We start from the raw sequence: 16,002 nt of genomic DNA, 5'->3' as shown, positions 1-16,002 counted from the left end.
GCTCTCCCTTCCTCCCTGCTCCTCCCCGCTCCTCCCCGCTGTCTCCTCCTCGCCCTTCGCCTCGACTCGAATCCGGAGTAAGCCCATGGCCCGCACCGCCCGCCCCCGCCGCTATCTGATGTGCCGTCCGACCCACTTCGAGGTCACCTACGCGATCAACCCGTGGATGGACCCGGCCAAGCCCGTCGACACCGACCTCGCGATCGCCCAGTGGGAGCGGCTCTACGCCCTCTACGAGGAGCTCGGCCACCGCGTCGACCTGATCGACCCGCTGCCCGGCCTGCCCGACATGGTCTACGCGGCGAACGGCGCCACCGTGGTGGACGGCCGGGTGCTCGGCGCCCGGTTCCGCAACGCGGAGCGGACCGCGGAGGGCCCCGCCTACCTGGAGTGGTTCCGGGCCAGGGGCTTCGCGACGCACGACCCGGAGCACGTCAACGAGGGCGAGGGCGACCTGCTGCTGACCGACCGCGGGGTGCTGGCCGGGCGCGGCTTTCGCAGCGTCACCGCCGGCCACGCCGAGGCGCAGGAGTTCCTCGGCCGGCCGGTGATCGGCCTGGAGCTCGTCGACCCGCGGTTCTACCACCTCGACACCGCGCTCTCGGTGCTCGACGGCGACGAGATCATGTACTACCCGGAGGCCTTCTCGCCCGGCAGCCGGGAGGTGCTGCGCCGGCTGTTCCCGGACGCCCTGCTGGTGAGCGAGGCGGACGCCGAGGTCTTCGGCCTCAACGCGGTGAGCGACGGCCTGCACGTGGTGCTGCCGGAGGCCGCCGTCGGCCTCGCGGCCCGGCTGCGCGAGCGCGGGTTCCGGCCGATCGGGATGGACCTCACCGAGCTCCTCAAGGGCGGCGGCAGCGTCAAGTGCTGCACCCTGGAGATCCGCGACGCGGCCTGAACCCGGCCTGACCCGCGCCTGACCCCCGCCTGACCCGCGGCCGGATCGACGGCCGGATCGGCGGCTCCCGGTGGATCAACAACCCCGATCGACGGTCGGTGCTCGCACGTCGATCCCCCGTTGACCGGCCCTTGCCAGACTGGTGTCACCACACCACGGAAAGCCCTTCCCACCAGGGAAGACAGCCAAGGGAGCAGCAGTCATGACGCAGCGTTCGACGGTCCGCACCGCCCGCCTCCGCCTGATCACCGTCGGCCTCGGCCTGGCGGTCGCGCTGGGCACGGCGGGCACGGCGGCCGCGGCCGACGACGCGACCGGCACCACCGGCCCGGTCGTCGTCGGCACCGTCGGCGGTGACACCGGTGGCACCGGTGGCGACAAGGCCGGCGGCGCCACCGGCGGCGGGACCACCGGTGGCGACGACGGCGGCGTCCTGGAGTGGAACAGCACCGGCTCCTGAACCGTCGGGTGCCCCGCCGCCGGCCCCGGCCGTCAGGGGTCGGTGAGGGCGAACGCCGGAGCCTCCAGCAGCCCGGCCACCTCGCCGGCCTCCGGGAGGCCGAGCCGCACGAAGATCTCGTGGGCCCGCTGGAGCCGGGCCCGTGCCTCGCCGCCGCGACCGAGGTCCGCCAGTGAGCGGCCGAGGATCACCAGTGCCTGCGCCTGGTCGCGTTCGGCACCGAGCTCCTCGCAGAGCACCAGCGCCCGTCCGGCGTGGTCCAGGGCCTCGTCCGTCCGGCCGAGCGAGCGCAGACTGTCCGCCAGCCGGTAGCGGACCTGTGCGGCGCGGTCGCGCAGACCGGCTGCGGAGGACACCGACAGGCACTCGCCGAACCAGGTGACCGCCTCCTCGTGCCGGCCCAGCGCGTGCAGGGCCAGCCCCAGGACGTAGAGCGTGTACGCCCGCCCCGGATCGTCCTGCCGGGTGCGCAGTTCGGCCAGCACCTCGTGGCAGATCTCCACCGCCTCGGCGGCCCGCCCGCTGCGGACCCGGGCCAGCGCCGCGTTGACGGTGGTCACCAGCGCACCGGAGCGGTGTCCGAGTGCGCGCGCCAGCAGCAGCGCCTCGTCGTAGTGGTCGACGGCCTCGTCGTAGCGGCTCAGGAACTGGCAGATCAGCCCCAGGTCGTTGAGCGCCTGCTGGAGGATCACGGTGTCGCCCGCCGCCCGGGCCGCCTCGGCGGCCAGCAGTGCGGCCGCCTCCGCCTCGTCCAGCCGGGTGGCGGCCAGGGCGATGTTGCCGCGCAGGAAGTGCGCCCGGCCCTCGGCTCTGCGGTCCCGGTGGCGGGCCGCCGCGCCCGCCAGGGCCTGTGCGGTGGCCCCGAGCTGACGGCTCGGCGGGGTCAGCACGAAGGGCGTCAGCGCGATCAGCAGGTCGATCGCGGCCCGCAGGGCCGGCCGGACCGGACCGCCCTGCGGCGGCTCCCCGGCCGCGTCCGGCTCCCCGCCCGCCAGGCCGCCTGTCGGGCCGTCCTCCGCCGCGGCCCAGTCGGCCACCTGGGCGGCGACCTGGGCGGCCAGCGCCACCGCGCCGGCCCCCTCGGCCTCGGCCCAGGCCTGCGCGGCGTCGCGCCCGGCCAGTCGGACGCCCGGTGAGCGGGCCGGGCCGAGCGCGCCGGCCGCCGGGTCGCCGGGTACCGCGTGCTGGAAGGCCGAGCAGGCGGTGGCCAGCAGGTGGTCGAGCATCCGGTCACGGGCCGCCACCGCCTCCCCGCAGGGGGCGCCGGGCGCCGTGGGGGCAGCGGGCGCGACACCGTCCTGCCCCGGTCGGCGGCGGGCGAAGGCCCGGAGCAGGTCGTGGTAGCGGTAGCGCCCGGGGAAGGGTGACTCCACCATCGCCACGTCCACCAGGGACTCCAGGAGGTCCTCGGCGTCGTACTCGTCCAGGTCGAGCAGGGCCGCGGCGGCGGCCAGGCCGAGGTCCGGCCCGTCCACCGAGGCGGCCAGCCGGAAGGCCCTGGCCTGGTCGGGCGTCAGCTGCCGGTAGCTCAGCTCGAAGGCCGCCTCGACGGCGAGGTCTCCGATCCGCAGCTCGTCGATCCGGCGGCGCTCCACGGCGAGTCGGCGGCTGAGCGTCTGCACCGTCCAGCTCGGCCGGGCGGCCAGCCGGGCCGCCACGATCCGGACGGCCAGCGGCAGGTAGCCGCAGGCGACCACCAGGTCGAGGGCGGCGTCCCGCTCGGCGGCGAGCCGCTCCGCCCCGATGGTGCGGCCGAGCAGGTCGAGCGCCTCGGCGGGCTGGAACACCCCGAGGTCCGCCTGGACGGTGGCGGGCAGGCCGGCCAGCCGGGTGCGGCTGGTGGTGAGCACGGCGCAGCCGACGGCGCCCGGGAGCAGCGGGCGGATCTGCGCGGTGTCCTTGGCGTTGTCGAGGACCAGCAGCAGGCGGCGGCCGTCCACCACCGAGCGGAACAGGGCCGAGCGGGCGTCCAGGCCGTCCGGCACGGTGTCGGCCGCGACCCCGAGCGCCACCAGGAAGCCGCTGAGGACGGCCTCCGGGTCGGCCGGGGTGGGGTCGCCGCCGCGCAGGTCGGCGTAGAGCTGGCCGTCCGGGTAGGCGTCGCGGACGCGGTGGGCGGCGTGCAGTGCCAGCGCGGTCTTGCCGACGCCGCCCATCCCGACCACGGTGGCGATCACCAGGGCCTGCTGGGTCGGCGCGCCGAGGGCGTCGTCGAGCAGGTCGAGCAGCGCGGTGCGACCGGTGAAGTCTCCGGCGTCCGGCGGGAGCTGGGCCGGTCGGGGCGGGGCGGCGGAGGTCCGGGCGGCCCGGGCGGGCGGCTGCGCGCCCTCGCCCTGGTCGGCCGGGTTGCCGTCCCCGGGCTGGGCGTTCTGCTCCTCGCCCGGTGGCCGGTCCGCCCCGGCCGGTCTCGCCGGGACGGCGGGGGCGGCCTGGGCGACGAGGGTCGGGTCGCCCTCCAGGATCCGGCGGTGCAGGGCCTCCAGGTCCGCCCCGGGGCCCACCCCGAGCTCGGCCAGGAACAGCTGGCGTGCGCCCCGGAACACCGCCAGCGCATCGGCCTGCCGGCCCGCCTGGTAGAGCGCCCGCATCAGCAGCCCGTACGCCTGCTCGTGCAGCGGGTGCTCGGTGGTCAGCGCGGTCAACTCGGGTATGCAGCGCGAGAACCGACCGAGCGTCAGGTCCAAGGCGATACGTTCCTCCAACAGGGCCAGCCGGAGCTCGCCGAGCCGCTGGCGCTGCCGCTCCGCGAACGGTCCCGGGATGCCCGCCAGCGGCTCGCCCTGCCACAGGTCCAGTGCCTGGTTGAGCAGGTCGCGCGCCTGCTGCGGCTGCCCGGCGGCGGCCGTCCGCTCGGCCTGCGCGGCCAGCTCCTCGGCCTGCGCCGCGTCCACCGCGTGCTTGGGCAGCACCAGGCGGTAGCCGTCCCCGACCGAGACCAGCACGCTGGCTCCGGTCCGGTCGTCGCCCTCCAGGATCTTGCGCCAACGCCAGGCGTACGTCCGTACCGTGGTCATCGCCGCGCCCGGCGGCTCCTCCCCCCAGAGGGCGTCGATCAGGTCGGTGGCGCTCGCCGCCCGGCCGGGCCGCAGCAGGAGTACCGCCAGCATGGCCTGCTGCTGCGGGCTCCCGACCTTGAGTACGGTTGTGCCGCGGTGCGCCCGCATCAGACCGAGTAAAGAAAACCGGAAGTCGCCCATCACTGCCCCACCCGCCTACCGGTGTGCCCGCCCCGCTCGTGCACCTGTCACATTTTTCTTACCTATTAATCACGTCTTGATGGCCACTGTCGAGACTGCGTTGAGCCTGCGGTGATCACACGTTGATGGGCAGCGGCCAGAATCGAGGGACCGGAGGGCCACCCGGTGACCGTCCGGTCCGGCCTCCCGCCCTGTCCCGTACGCCGGGGAGGGGCCCACCCCCGCCCCTCAACTCCCCTGCCGCCCAAGGCCTGTACCGTCAGCAGGCCTGTCATCCCCCCGGCCGCGGCCGCCCGGGGGGCCGGAACCTCCTCGCCTCCGGCCCGCCTGGTCCGCCCTGCTCGCCCTGTTCGCCCGCTGTTCGCCCTGTCCGGCCCGTCGGCCGCGAGAACTGCCGGGTGACGATCACACCTCCGAAGGTGGACGTCCGTGAACACCGATCTGCTCTACCACCTGCTCGACGTGGACCCGGCCGCCGGGCCGGCCGAACTGCTCCGCCGCGCCCGTACCAGCCGCTCGCTGCCGTACCTGGTGCTGTCCTCACTCGCCCGCGAGGACATCCGGATGGGCGAGCACGCCCGCGCCGAGCTGTGCCGCGCCCGCGACCGCGCCGACCGCTACGCCCAACTCGCCCGCGACCTGAGCCGGTCCACCGGGGTCCGGCCGATCCGCGGGCTGCCGCTGGCCGGCTACTACCCGCCCGGCCTGCTCCGGCCGCAGGGCGCCCTGGAGCTGGTCGCACCCAGCGAGGCCGCGCTCTGGCAGGCGGTGATCCGGCTGGTCACCGCCTACCCGGTGGAGGACATCGACGTCACCGTGATCGGCGAGCGGCCCCGGCACACCGCCGTCACGGTCGTCTGGCCGGCCGAGGACCCGCTGGTCGACCCCTGGTTCCGCGTCCGGCTCGACACCGCCGCCCTGCCCGGCGACCTCGCGGCCGTCCCGGTCCGGCCGTTCCTGGCCGCCGACGACCGGGTCGAGTGCCTGATCGCCCTCGCCGAGAAGGGCCTCAGCCGGGCGTTCCGCCCGCGCGACGTCCTCGACGTCGCCGCGCTCGCCCGCCAGCCCTTCGAACCGGTGGAGACCGCCGCCGTGGTCGCCGCCTACCACCTCGCCCCGGAGACCGCCGCCCTGCTCGACCTCGCCGCCGCCCATGTGCCGCTCGGCTCCCTGGCGGGCGTGCGCACCACCCTGGAGTCCGAGGTGGGCCCCGAGCTGCACCGCCGCACGCACGCCGCCGCCCGCCCGCTCGTCCCCCGGCACGGCACCCTGCTGCGCCGCACCGTGATCCGGCACGACTGGGACGAGGCCCGGCTGCTCCCCTTCGACGACGCCGCCCTGCTCCTGACGCCGATCGCCGACTACCTGCTCGCCCCCGCCGCCGACCGGCCCACCTCCGGCCAGCACACCACCGCGCTGGCCGCCCTGCACACCTGGGACGCCCTCTGTTGACCCGGACCGGCTCCCCGCCGGCAGGCCGGTGGCGCAACTCCGGGTCTCACGCGGCGTGCTGATGGGAGATCAGTGACCGGGGTACCGCCCGCAGGGGTCCGCGGGCCCGGCGGTTACCATGCGCACCATGGCCTTGCCGGGCACGGGCGGCCACAGGTGTGACGGATGTGACGGGCAAGGGGAGGGGCAGACGATGTCGGACACGGGCCGGGGGCCGCGCAATCCGCAGGAGCAGGAGACGGAGGGCCGGCCGGCGGTGGATCTGAAGATGGACGTCCCCCACTCGGCGCGGGTCTACGACTACCTGATCGGCGGCAAGACCAACTTCGAGGCGGACCGGGTCGCGGCGCACGCGTCCGTGCGGGCCTGGCCGGCGCTGCCGATCTCGATGCGCACCACCCGCACGTTCATGCAGCGGGTGGTCCGCCACCTCGCCGAGGAGCACGGGGTCCGCCAGTTCCTGGACATCGGGACCGGCCTCCCCACCTCCCCCAACGTGCACGAGATCGCGCAGGCCATCGCGCCGCAGGCACGGGTCGCCTACGTCGACAACGACCCGATCGTGCTGACCCACGCGCGGGCCCTGATGTCGAGCACCCCGCAGGGCCGGACCTGCTACGTCGACGCCGACCTACGCGACGTCGACTCGATCATCAAGGCCCCGCAGCTGCGCGAGGTGCTGGACCTCTCCCAGCCGGTGGCGCTGTCCCTGATCGCGATCGTGCACTTCGTCCTCGACGGGGACGATCCGCAGGGCATCGTGCGGCGGTTCATGGACGAGCTGGCCCCGGGCAGCTTCCTGGCGCTGACCGTCTTCACGGGCGACTCCGACCCGGTGGGTGTCGGCGGTGTCGGCCGCGAGTACAACGCACGGGGCATCCCCCTGCAGATCCGGGACAAGGCGCAGGCGCTCGCCTTCTTCGACGGGTACGAGCTGCTCGACCCGGGCGTGACGCTGGTCCACCAGTGGCGGCCGGACCCGGATGCCGATCCGGTGCGCGACCAGGACATCGCGATGTACGGCGGCGTGGCCGTCAAGCGCTGAGCCGCGGGGCTGCTCAGCCTCTGAGCCCCGCCCGCCGCGCCCGCCGACCGGGCGCGGCGGGTACGGCGGGCTGCGCCCGGTCGGCTACCAGGTGGGCGCCTGGACGGTGGCGATCCCCAGGGTGCTCTGCGCCGGCAGCAGTCCGCTGCCGATCACCGTGAAGAAGTACGGCACCATCAGCTCCATGAAGCGCTCGGTGCGTTCGGCACCCAGCGCCTCCCAGGGCCCCGCGGCCAGTTGGTCGGTCAGCCGCTCGACCTCGTTGCGCCCGGCCCGGCCGCGGTCGGTGGCCCGGCCCTCGCCGTCGATCCAGCCCCGCCCGGCGAGCCGCTCGCGGGCGGCGGCCCACTCCTCCTCGGTCCAGCCGCGGCCGGCGAAGTTCTCCGCCGGGGCCGCGTCGATCGCGGCGAAGGAGACCAGCGCCTCGCACGGGTCCAGTCCGACCGCCGACAGTGCCGTGAGGTGGCCGTCGCCGCGGTGCTCGCGCAGCACGGTGACCGCCTGCCAGAGCGCGAGGTGCGGCTCCCCGGCCGGCGCGAGCGCCGCGTTGGCGGCCGCCAGCGGCCGTCCGGCGAGGACGGCGGACTCGGCGGCGCGCTGCGCAAGTCCGACCAGCTCCTCGAACTCCGGCCCGCTCAACCGCCCGTCGAACAGCCCCCGGTAGACGGCGTCCACCGCCCGCAGCCGGGCCTGGAGCACCTCCTCGGGCGAGGCCGTCTCCCAGACCGCCGGCACGTACCGGGCGACCGTCGCCGGGCTGAAGCTGTAGAAGGTGGCGGCGGTCAGCTCGCTGCTCGCCCGGCCCAGGACGGCCGCCCGCCAGGCGAAGTAGCTCGGCCAGCGGTCGTCGACCCGGTAGCCCAGCCTGGCGGCCTCCGCGAACGCCTCCGGCGCGAAGTACAGCACCGCGTGCAGCGGCTCCAGGTGGTGCCAGGCACGGCGCGGCAGCGCACGGTCGAACGACATGGCGGACTCCCCGAAAAGTTGCTCGAATACGGCGAGTTGATCGAACACCACGTCTTGAGGCACTGTCCAGCCGAGGCCGGATGGCCCCGCTCATACCTGGCCGCTCGGGCCCCGCTCACGCCTGGCCGGGTGGTCGGCCCGGGCCGACCAGTTCGGCCACCCGTGAGAAGCGGGCGATCGCCTCGGTGACGGTCAGCGGATCCGCCCGGCGGGGGCGCAGGGCCGCGAGGGCCACCGAGGGGGCGGTCAGCCGGGCGGCGGGGGCCGCCAGCGAGAAGACGTCGAAGTAGGCCGCCGCCGCGGTGGGGTCGGTCAGGGCCGCGCGCAGCAGCCGGTCGGTGTACCAGCGGGTGAGCCGGGTGGCGGGTCCGCCGGTGGCGGGGTGGCTCGACCGGGCGCCGGGGAATCCCCGGTCCTGCTCCTTGGCCATGCTCCAGGGGGTGTCGAGGACGCGGGTGATCCGCTGCTGGATGGCGGCGCCGACCTGCGGGTGGAGGCCCTCGGTGTCGAGGGCGGTCCGGATCGCGACGGCGCACTGGGCGGCGACCGCCATGCCGTGTCCGTACACCGGGTTGAGGGCGGCCACCGCGTCCCCGGTGGCGGCGAATCCCGCCGGGGCGCCGTTCTCGTAGGAGCGGCGGCGGTTCAGGGTGCCGTGGCAGGTGCGGATCGGACCGATCGGGCGGGCGGTGCGCGCGAGGTCGTGGACGACCGGGTGGTCGAGCGTCCGGAGGAAGGTGTGGAACTCCGACTCGGTACGGGAGGGTTCGCCCGCGCGGGTGCCGGAGAGGGTGATGATCCAGCGGTCGTTCTCGATCGGGATGATGGTGGCGCCCCGCCCGGGCCGGCGTCGGCCGGGGACGGGCAGGATGCTCACCACCGGGAAGTCCCGGTTTCCGCCCGGCGCGTCGAACAGCCGGGCGGCGTAGGCGAGTCCGGCGTCCACCGTCTCCTCGCGCGGCCCGTCGAAGCCCAGCGCCCGCAGCCATCGCGGGGCCTGGGAGCGGCGGCCGGTCGCATCCACCACCAGATCGGCCGGCAGGCTCTCGCGCGAGCCGTCCGGGTTCTCGACCAGCGCCCCGCCGACCTGGCCCGCGTCTCCGACCAGGCCCAGCACGGAGGTGCCCTCCCGGATCGTGACGGCGGCCTGGCCGCGCAACTGCTGCCGGACGGTGTGGTCCAGCAGGTGTCGGCTGCAGGCGATCAGGTAGGCGGTCGAGTCGAAACCCTGGAGCCAGCCCGGGCCCAGGCGCATCAGCAGCCCGGAGGGCAGCCGTCGGCGGTGTGCTCCGGCGGCGAGCAGCGCCTCGACGGTCCCCGGGAGGAGGGCGTCGAGGGCGTCGGCGCCGCCGCCGAACAGGATGTGGCTGAAGTCGCCCTGCGGCAGACCCCGGCGCGGGTGCGGTCCGCCGGGGAGGACGTCCTGTTCGACGACGGTGACGGTACGGACGTACGGCCCGAGGGCGGCGGCGGCCAACAGCCCCGCCAGGCCGCCCCCGAGCACCAGGGCCGTGCTCACCGGCCGGCGCCGTGGCCGAACGCCGGGCGCGTCCGCGCCCGGCCCGGGCCGGTATGGCCGGGGCCGCCGTGGCCGGGCAGAGGGCACGGAAGCGGCACCGCGTGCCCTGCCGGCGGGAGCGCGTCGGACGGCCGGGGGATCATCGAGGTGCCTCCGTGCGGTAGCGGGCGGCCACGGCCGTCCGGTGAGGGACCATTCTGGCCAGCGACCAAAGCTGTTCAAAGAGCAACCATCGTTCTTTCCCCCGCACGAGTGACACCGGCGCGCCGCGCGGAAACCCGGTGACCAGGGAGAGTTGACCTCAAGTCCGCTTCACCTCCTACGGTCTGAGGCACACCCCCGACGGGGATCCCCAGCCGAAACGGAGCAGCCCGCCATGGTCTTCACCCCCGAGGAACGCGCCTACCTCACCACCCAGCAGCTCGGCCGACTCGCCACGACCGGCCCGGACGGGGCACCGCAGGTCCGGCCGGTGGGGTTCCGACTGAACGAGGACGGCACCATCGACATCGGCGGCCCGAACCTGCCCGCCAGCCAGAAGTACCGCAACGCGGCCCGCCGCCCCCAGGTGTCGCTCCTGGTCGACGACATGACGCCGGCCGACGACCCGAACGCCGCGGCCCCCGGCTGGGGCCGCGGCGTGGAGATCCGCGGCCGGGTGGAACTGCTCACCCTCGAAGTACCCCCACTGGCCCCGAGGTTCTTCTCCCACGAGGTCATCCGCATCCACCCCGGCCGGATCATCACCTGGAACCTCACCGAGAAGGGCAGCACGGGCCGCGACATCGCCTGACAGGACGTCACGTCCGTTTCGGGCGGTGGCCCCGCGGTCCTCCCCCGGCCCGAACGGGCCGCCCCGTCCCGGCAAGAGTTGCCACCGACACGACGTCCTCCGAATCCGTTGCTACGTCGCCTGGGGCCGGTGTGGGCCCGGCTCAGGCAAGGTCGGCGCCCAGTCGGAGGTTCCAGCGGCCGGCGCGGCCGCTGAGGGCGGTGGCGGTCAGCGGCGGGACGTCGAGCCGCCAGAACGCCGCCGGCGGACCGCCGAGCGCGTGCAGGGCCGCGGCCCGGACGACCTCCGGCTCCACCACCGCCAGCGCCCGGGGGCCCCCGTCGGCCAGGGCGTCCAGCCATCCGCCGACCCGGGCGCACAGCGCGGCCAGCGACTCCCCGCCGTGCGGGGCCGCGGCCGGGTCGGACAGCCACGCGGCCACCGCCTCGGGCTGCTCGGCGGCCACCTCGTCGAGCGTCCTGCCGCGCCACGAGCCCATCGCCCAGCCGGCCGGCGCCTCGGCCGCGGCGGTGAGGCCGAGTGCCTCGGCGGTCTGTCGGCAGCGCGCCGACGGCGACGCCAGGACGAGCCCGGCCCCCTGCAGTGCGCCCGCCGCCGCGCGCGCGGCGTCGACGCCGCCGGCCTCCAGGCCCGATTCGTCGTCGAACCGTGCCGCACGCAGCGCGGTGCTCATCGCCGGTGAGATCAACATCACCCGCACGGTCATCCCGGAACCCCTTCGTCCACTACCCGAACCGGCGGGGCAGGGCCCCCGCCGCCGCCCGAGCGCGGGCGGACTGCCCCGCGCACTTCACTCCGCGCGCACGCCCTTGGCCGGACGCCTGCCAGGCGGTACGGTCTCGGGCGTTGTGACGACGGTGCGAGGAAGCCGGTGAGACTCCGGTACGGTCGCGCCACTGTATGCCGATCCGCCACCGTGCCCCCGACCAGGGGTGCGCGGGGCCGGACGGTGAGTCAGACCCCGGGCCGTCGTCTGTGCTCCATCGACTGGGACGCGAGTTTCCCCAAGGAGGTTCAGCCATGGCTTCGTCCATCGCCACCCCGCTCTCCCCCGCCGCAGGTGAGGCCCCGGCCCCCATCCCCGTGCGGGCCGTGCTGCCCTGGGCGGCGTTCGTCGGCATCCTGATGCTGGTGCTGCTCTACTTCGTCGGCGCCGAGCAGGGGGCCACCTCCCTGCTCTCCGGCGAGAACGTCCACGAGTGGGTCCACGACGGGCGCCACCTGCTCGGCTTCCCCTGCCACTGAGACGAGGAAGCACCCCCCGTGAACTCCACCACCGTCAGAACCCTGTTGGTGCGCGGCATGCTGGCCGGCCTCGCGGCCGGTCTGCTTGCGCTCGTCACCGCCTACTTCCTCGGCGAGTCCCGCGTGGACGCCGCCATCGCCTTCGAGGAGGCGCACTCCGCCCACCACGGCATGGACATGGAGCCGGAGCTGGTCAGCCGCTCCCTGCAGTCCACCGCGGGCCTGGCCACCGGCATCCTGGTGTTCGCCATCGCCATGGGCGGCATCGCCTCGCTCGCCTTCTGCTTCGCGCTCGGCCGCATCGGGCGCTTCGGCGCCCGCGCGACCGCCGTCATGCTGTCGCTCGCCGGGCTGGTCACCCTCTACCTGGTGCCGTTCCTCAAGTACCCGGCCAACCCGCCGTCCGTCGGCGACCCCGACACCATCGGGAAGCGCACCGTCCTGTACTTCCTGCTCCTGCTGCTCGCCGTGCTCCTCGCGGTGGCCGCCGTCATCATCGGCAAGCGCCTGGCCCCGCGGCTGGGCAACTGGTACGCCGCCGCGGCGGCCGGGGCGGGGTTCGTCCTCGCCGTCGGCCTCGCCTACGCCCTGCTGCCCGCCGTCAACGAGGTCCCCGAGGAGTTCCCCGCCACCCTGCTGTGGCAGTTCCGCCTCGCGGCCCTGACCATCCAACTGGTGCTGTGGACCTCCTTCGGCCTCGTCTTCGGCGAGCTGGCCGAGCGTGCGCTGCACCCCAGGACCACCACCGCCCCGGCACCCGCCCAGGCCACCGCGGCCGCCCACTAGGTCCTGACCCGATCCAGGGCCTGACCCCTCACGGCCGACAGCCCGCCCCGGAAGGTACCGGGGCGGGCTGTCGCCCGTGAGGGCACGCGCTGGGCTGGACTACGGGCGGGCGGGGCCGACCAGTTCCTTGAGGACGTCCTCCATGGTGACCAGGCCGGTGGCGGTGCCGTCGGCGGTGACCGCGGCCGCCAGGTGGGTGCCGGAGCGGCGCATCGCGGTGAGCACGTCGTCCAGCGGGGTGTCCTCGGGCACCCGGGCGATCGGGCGCAGCGCCCGGGCGGGGAAGGGCCGCTCGCGGGCGCCGTCCTGTTCGAGGGCGTCCTTGATGTGCAGGTAGCCGGCCACCATGCGGTCCGCGGTCAGGACGGGGAAGCGCGAGAAGCCGGTCCGGGCGGCGAGCTGCTCCAGTTCGACCGGGGTGGTGCCGGCGTCCACGAAGACGATCTCCTCGCGCGGCGTGACGACCTCGGAGACCGGCCGGGAGCCGAGTTCCAGGGCGTCCTGGAGCAGTTCGGTGTCGCGCTCGCTCAGCAGCTCGGCGTCGGAGGAGTCCCTGACCATCCGGGCCAGCTCCTCCTCGCTGAACACGGAGGCGACCTCGTCCTTGGGTTCGACCTTGAGCAGGCGCAGGATGCGGTTGGCGAAGGCGTTGATGGAGAACGCGATCGGGCGCAGCGCCCTGGTCGCGGCCACCAGCGGCGGCACCAGCAGGTAGGCGGCCTTCTCGGGTGCGGCGAGGGCGATGTTCTTGGGGATCATCTCGCCCAGCAGCATGTGGAGGTAGGTCGCGACGCTCAGCGCGATCACGAAGGCGATCGGGTGGATCAGGGCGTCCGGGACGCCGAGGCTGTGGAACGGCGGCTCCAGCAGGTGGGCGATGGCCGGTTCCGCGACCGCGCCGAGCACCAGGGAGGAGACGGTGATGCCGAGCTGGGCGGTGGCCAGCATCGCGGAGACGTGCTCCAGGCCCCAGATGACCGTGCGGGCGCGGCGGTCGCCGGCCTCCGCGCGCGGTTCGATCTGGCTGCGGCGCACCGAGATGAGCGCGAATTCGCCGCCGACGAAGAAGGCGTTGGTCACCAGGGTGAGCAGGCCGATGATGAGCTGGATCGCGGTCATCGGGTCTCCTCCCGGCGGCCGTCGGTGCCGTCCGCCTCGTCGTCGGGGCCGGCTGCCGGGGCGGTCAGGCGGACGCGTTCGGCGACGTGGTGGGCTACGGCCGTGATGTCGAGGGTCCACCCGTCGACGCGGACGGTGTCCCCGGGCACGGGGATGCGTCCGAGGCGGTCGGCGATCAGTCCGGCCAGGGTCTCGTACGGGCCGTCGGTCTGCGGCATGCCGATGGTTTCGAGCTGGTCGGTGCGGGTGATGCCGTCGGCGTCCCAGCGGTGGCGCCCGTCCAGGCCTCGGCCGAGGTCGATGAGGTCGGGCAGTTCGGTGGGGTCGTGCTCGTCGACGACCTCGCCGACGACCTCCTCGACGATGTCCTCCAGGGTGGCGATGCCGGCCGTGCCGCCGTACTCGTCGATCACCACGGCCATCGTCTGCTCGCCGCGCAGCTGGTCCAGCAGCCGGTCGACGGTGAGCGTCTCGGGGACGAGCAGCGGCTCGGTCATCAGGTTCGCGACCGGGTGCAGGTGGCGCCGGTCGGAGGGGACGGCCAGCGCGTCCTTGATGTGGACCGCGCCGACCACCTGGTCGAGGTTGTTCCGGTACACGGGGAAGCGCGACAGGCCGGTGACGCGGGTGAGGTTGGCGACGTCGGCGGCGGTGGCGTGCTCCTCCAGGGCCTGGACGTCGACCCGGGGGGTCATCACGTTCTCCGCCGTCAGCTCGCGCAGGTTGAGCGAGCGGACGAAGAGCTCGGCGGTGTCGGGCGCTATGGCGCCCGCTCGGGCGGAGTGCCGGGCGAGTGCGACGAGCTCCTGCGGGGTGCGGGCGGAGGCGAGGTGCTCGGCGGGCTCCAGGCCCAGGCGCCGCACGACGCGGTTCGCGGTGTTGTTGAGGTGGCCGATGAACGGCGAGAACGCGGCCGAGAAGTAGTACTGCGGGCCGGCCACCACCTTGGCCACGGCGAGCGGCCGCGAGATGGCCCAGTTCTTGGGCACCAGTTCGCCGGCGACCATCAGCACGACGGTCGACAGCAGGACCCCGAGCACCACCCCGGCGGTGTCCGCCGCTCCGCTCGGCAGGCCGACCGCCCGCAGCGGGCCGTGCAGCAGGGCGGCCACCGCGGGCTGGGCGACCATACCGATCACCAGGCTGGTGATGGTGATGCCCAACTGGGCGCCGGACAGCTGGAAGGTGAGGCGCTTGACCGCCTTGAGCGCGATCGCGGAGCCGCGCTCGCCGTGCTCGACGGCACGTTCCAGCGCGCCGCGCTCGACGGTGGTCAGGGAGAACTCGGCCGCGACGAACACCGCGCAGGCGGCGGTGAGCACCAGGGCGAGCAGCAGCAGGAGGACTTCGGTCACCGTGCCACCTCCGCCCCGGCGGTCGAGCGTGTCAGGGGGGAAACGGCACGGTGAGAACTGGGAGGTTCGTCCATCGCGGGGACCGCGACTCCTTTGCTGCACTGAGGGTGGTCGGTTCGGCAGACGGCAGCGCCGGGGGCGTGGCCGCCTGCTCTACAGGAGTGTAAAGGGTTGGCAAATCAGGCTGCCGTAAGCGGGTCCCTTCAGCAGCCGCGAGCGGCCGGGCGCGGCCGCGGGTACCCGTGAGCCGGGCCCCGTCAGCGCGCGCCGCACGGCGTCAGCCGAAGAACCCCAGCGCACCCAGCGCGCAGACCCCGCCGGCGCCCATGAACACCGGCATCAGCACCTTGAGCTCGACCCAGCTCCCCGCCCGGAACCGCATGCCCTTCGGCGGGCCGATGGGGTACCAGCGCTTGCGCCCGATCGGTATCGGCCACAGCACCGGGCAGCCCGAGACGGTCAGCGCGTCGCCCAGGCAGTGCACCAGCGCACCGAGCGCGATCGGCAGGCCGATCCACAGGTACTCCTGCCCCGGCTGGTCGAACAGCCACTGCGAGCCGTTGCCCGGCTTGTCCAGGACCCCGGCGAGCACCCAGGCACTGGTCGCCCCGAGGAGCCAGACCAGCACGTCGCTGGAGACCCGGGCATGACGCCACAGCAGCCCCTCGATGGCCAGCACCATGTGTACGAAGAGCACCCCCAGGACGCCCCAGCGGCCGCCGTACACCGCCACCGCGGCCGCGCCGGCGCCGCACAGCACCGCCCAGAGCCAGGTGTGGGTCAGCGTCCGGTGCCCGCCCGAGCGGCGCGGATCGCCCTTCTTCCGGGTCGACTTGTAGACCGCGTAGGAGAGCTTGTCGATGATCTCGCACAGCGTGCGCGACACCGGCCCGAAGGCCCGGGATATCGTCGCCGCCTTGTGGTCCAGATCCGGTGCCAGCGCGGCGCCCGCGCAGATCAGCGCCCCCGCCAGCACCACCGGCCAGGGCATCGGCTCACCCAGCCCCGCCGCGACGGCCCCTGCCGCCAGCCATGCCGCCGCGCCCGACAGCGCATGCGCCGGTCCCATCATGATCCGACTCCCGTCCTCGTTTCGAAGCGCCCCCGTACGAGGACGTGACGGGGTGGCAGCATAGTCGCCCATGATCCACTGCCGGACCGCCGACC

The 16,002-nt window shown here is 74.6% G+C and carries 14 protein-coding genes and 1 riboswitch; of the genes, 7 read left to right on the top strand and 7 right to left on the bottom strand.

Going from position 1 to position 16,002, the window contains the following annotated elements:
- Nucleotides 1–70 precede the first annotated feature (70 nt).
- Both ddaH and ACGFZP_RS17140 read left to right on the top strand, forming a co-directional pair.
- Nucleotides 71–898, top strand: a complete 828-nt coding sequence (gene ddaH / locus ACGFZP_RS17145) for a dimethylargininase (RefSeq protein WP_392933508.1) — start codon at nucleotides 71–73, stop codon at nucleotides 896–898.
- 202 nt (nucleotides 899–1,100) lie between these two features.
- A complete protein-coding gene (locus ACGFZP_RS17140) occupies nucleotides 1,101–1,358 on the top strand; it encodes a hypothetical protein (protein ID WP_392933234.1) in 258 nt (85 codons plus the stop codon).
- Between the two features lie 32 nt (nucleotides 1,359–1,390).
- Here ACGFZP_RS17140 and ACGFZP_RS17135 read toward each other — a convergent pair whose 3' ends face one another.
- On the bottom strand, nucleotides 1,391–4,555 hold the full coding sequence (locus tag ACGFZP_RS17135) for a BTAD domain-containing putative transcriptional regulator (RefSeq protein ID WP_392933231.1): 3,165 nt from the start codon (nucleotides 4,553–4,555) through the stop codon (nucleotides 1,391–1,393).
- Nucleotides 4,556–4,984: 429 nt separating this feature from the next.
- Between ACGFZP_RS17135 and ACGFZP_RS17130 the strand changes: the two genes are divergently transcribed.
- Both ACGFZP_RS17130 and ACGFZP_RS17125 read left to right on the top strand, forming a co-directional pair.
- Nucleotides 4,985–6,007, top strand: a complete 1,023-nt coding sequence (locus ACGFZP_RS17130) for a hypothetical protein (RefSeq protein WP_392933228.1) — start codon at nucleotides 4,985–4,987, stop codon at nucleotides 6,005–6,007.
- 193 nt (nucleotides 6,008–6,200) lie between these two features.
- A complete protein-coding gene (locus ACGFZP_RS17125; protein ID WP_392933226.1) occupies nucleotides 6,201–7,052 on the top strand; it encodes an SAM-dependent methyltransferase in 852 nt (283 codons plus the stop codon).
- Nucleotides 7,053–7,136: 84 nt separating this feature from the next.
- Here ACGFZP_RS17125 and ACGFZP_RS17120 read toward each other — a convergent pair whose 3' ends face one another.
- Together ACGFZP_RS17120 and ACGFZP_RS17115 are read right to left on the bottom strand one after the other, a co-directional pair.
- Nucleotides 7,137–8,018, bottom strand: a complete 882-nt coding sequence (locus ACGFZP_RS17120) for a hypothetical protein (RefSeq protein ID WP_392933223.1) — start codon at nucleotides 8,016–8,018, stop codon at nucleotides 7,137–7,139.
- 115 nt (nucleotides 8,019–8,133) lie between these two features.
- On the bottom strand, nucleotides 8,134–9,537 hold the full coding sequence (locus tag ACGFZP_RS17115; protein WP_392933221.1) for an NAD(P)/FAD-dependent oxidoreductase: 1,404 nt from the start codon (nucleotides 9,535–9,537) through the stop codon (nucleotides 8,134–8,136).
- Between the two features lie 376 nt (nucleotides 9,538–9,913).
- Here ACGFZP_RS17115 and ACGFZP_RS17110 point away from each other — a divergent pair, with 376 nt between their 5' ends.
- Nucleotides 9,914–10,330, top strand: a complete 417-nt coding sequence (locus ACGFZP_RS17110) for a PPOX class F420-dependent oxidoreductase (RefSeq protein ID WP_392933219.1) — start codon at nucleotides 9,914–9,916, stop codon at nucleotides 10,328–10,330.
- Between the two features lie 142 nt (nucleotides 10,331–10,472).
- Here ACGFZP_RS17110 and ACGFZP_RS17105 read toward each other — a convergent pair whose 3' ends face one another.
- The gene (locus ACGFZP_RS17105) at nucleotides 10,473–11,036 is read right to left on the bottom strand and encodes a histidine phosphatase family protein (RefSeq protein ID WP_392933216.1); all 564 of its coding nucleotides are present in this window, start codon (nucleotides 11,034–11,036) and stop codon (nucleotides 10,473–10,475) included.
- Between the two features lie 157 nt (nucleotides 11,037–11,193).
- Nucleotides 11,194–11,290: riboswitch (cobalamin riboswitch) on the top strand.
- A gap of 60 nt (nucleotides 11,291–11,350) precedes the next feature.
- On the opposite strand from ACGFZP_RS17105, the gene ACGFZP_RS17100 reads away from it, so the two are divergent.
- Both ACGFZP_RS17100 and ACGFZP_RS17095 read left to right on the top strand, forming a co-directional pair.
- Nucleotides 11,351–11,575: a CbtB-domain containing protein gene (locus ACGFZP_RS17100; RefSeq protein WP_387950932.1), complete on the top strand. Its 225-nt coding sequence runs from the start codon at nucleotides 11,351–11,353 to the stop codon at nucleotides 11,573–11,575.
- 18 nt (nucleotides 11,576–11,593) lie between these two features.
- Complete coding sequence (locus ACGFZP_RS17095; RefSeq protein WP_392933214.1) at nucleotides 11,594–12,361, top strand: CbtA family protein; 768 nt, start codon at nucleotides 11,594–11,596, stop codon at nucleotides 12,359–12,361.
- A 99-nt stretch (nucleotides 12,362–12,460) separates the two neighbouring features.
- On the opposite strand, the gene ACGFZP_RS17090 is transcribed toward ACGFZP_RS17095, so the two are convergent.
- From ACGFZP_RS17090 to ACGFZP_RS17080, 3 genes are all read right to left on the bottom strand, one after another.
- Nucleotides 12,461–13,480, bottom strand: coding sequence for a hemolysin family protein (locus tag ACGFZP_RS17090; RefSeq protein WP_392933212.1), 1,020 nt, complete (start codon nucleotides 13,478–13,480; stop codon nucleotides 12,461–12,463).
- Nucleotides 13,477–14,835, bottom strand: coding sequence for a hemolysin family protein (locus ACGFZP_RS17085; protein WP_392933209.1), 1,359 nt, complete (start codon nucleotides 14,833–14,835; stop codon nucleotides 13,477–13,479). The genes ACGFZP_RS17090 and ACGFZP_RS17085 overlap by 4 nt, the downstream gene beginning before the upstream one ends.
- Nucleotides 14,836–15,112: 277 nt before the next feature.
- Nucleotides 15,113–15,907: a metal-dependent hydrolase gene (locus ACGFZP_RS17080; protein WP_392933207.1), complete on the bottom strand. Its 795-nt coding sequence runs from the start codon at nucleotides 15,905–15,907 to the stop codon at nucleotides 15,113–15,115.
- Nucleotides 15,908–16,002: the final 95 nt, after the last annotated feature.

Source organism: Kitasatospora sp. NPDC048239 (assembly GCF_043202015.1).
Taxonomy (GTDB): domain Bacteria; phylum Actinomycetota; class Actinomycetes; order Streptomycetales; family Streptomycetaceae; genus Kitasatospora.
This window is presented reverse-complemented; position numbering and strand designations above follow the sequence as displayed.

Excerpts from the sequence above, each read along its gene's own strand:
- ACGFZP_RS17140 (WP_392933234.1), top strand. The coding sequence starts at position 1,101 with ATGACGCAGCGTTCGACGGTCCGCACCGCCCGCCTCCGCCTGATCACC.
- ACGFZP_RS17135 (WP_392933231.1), bottom strand. The coding sequence starts at position 4,555 with ATGGGCGACTTCCGGTTTTCTTTACTCGGTCTGATGCGGGCGCACCGC.
- ACGFZP_RS17125 (WP_392933226.1), top strand. The coding sequence starts at position 6,201 with ATGTCGGACACGGGCCGGGGGCCGCGCAATCCGCAGGAGCAGGAGACG.
- ACGFZP_RS17120 (WP_392933223.1), bottom strand. The coding sequence starts at position 8,018 with ATGTCGTTCGACCGTGCGCTGCCGCGCCGTGCCTGGCACCACCTGGAG.
- ACGFZP_RS17110 (WP_392933219.1), top strand. The coding sequence starts at position 9,914 with ATGGTCTTCACCCCCGAGGAACGCGCCTACCTCACCACCCAGCAGCTC.
- ACGFZP_RS17105 (WP_392933216.1), bottom strand. The coding sequence starts at position 11,036 with ATGACCGTGCGGGTGATGTTGATCTCACCGGCGATGAGCACCGCGCTG.
- ACGFZP_RS17100 (WP_387950932.1), top strand. The coding sequence starts at position 11,351 with ATGGCTTCGTCCATCGCCACCCCGCTCTCCCCCGCCGCAGGTGAGGCC.
- ACGFZP_RS17090 (WP_392933212.1), bottom strand. The coding sequence starts at position 13,480 with ATGACCGCGATCCAGCTCATCATCGGCCTGCTCACCCTGGTGACCAAC.
- ACGFZP_RS17080 (WP_392933207.1), bottom strand. The coding sequence starts at position 15,907 with ATGATGGGACCGGCGCATGCGCTGTCGGGCGCGGCGGCATGGCTGGCG.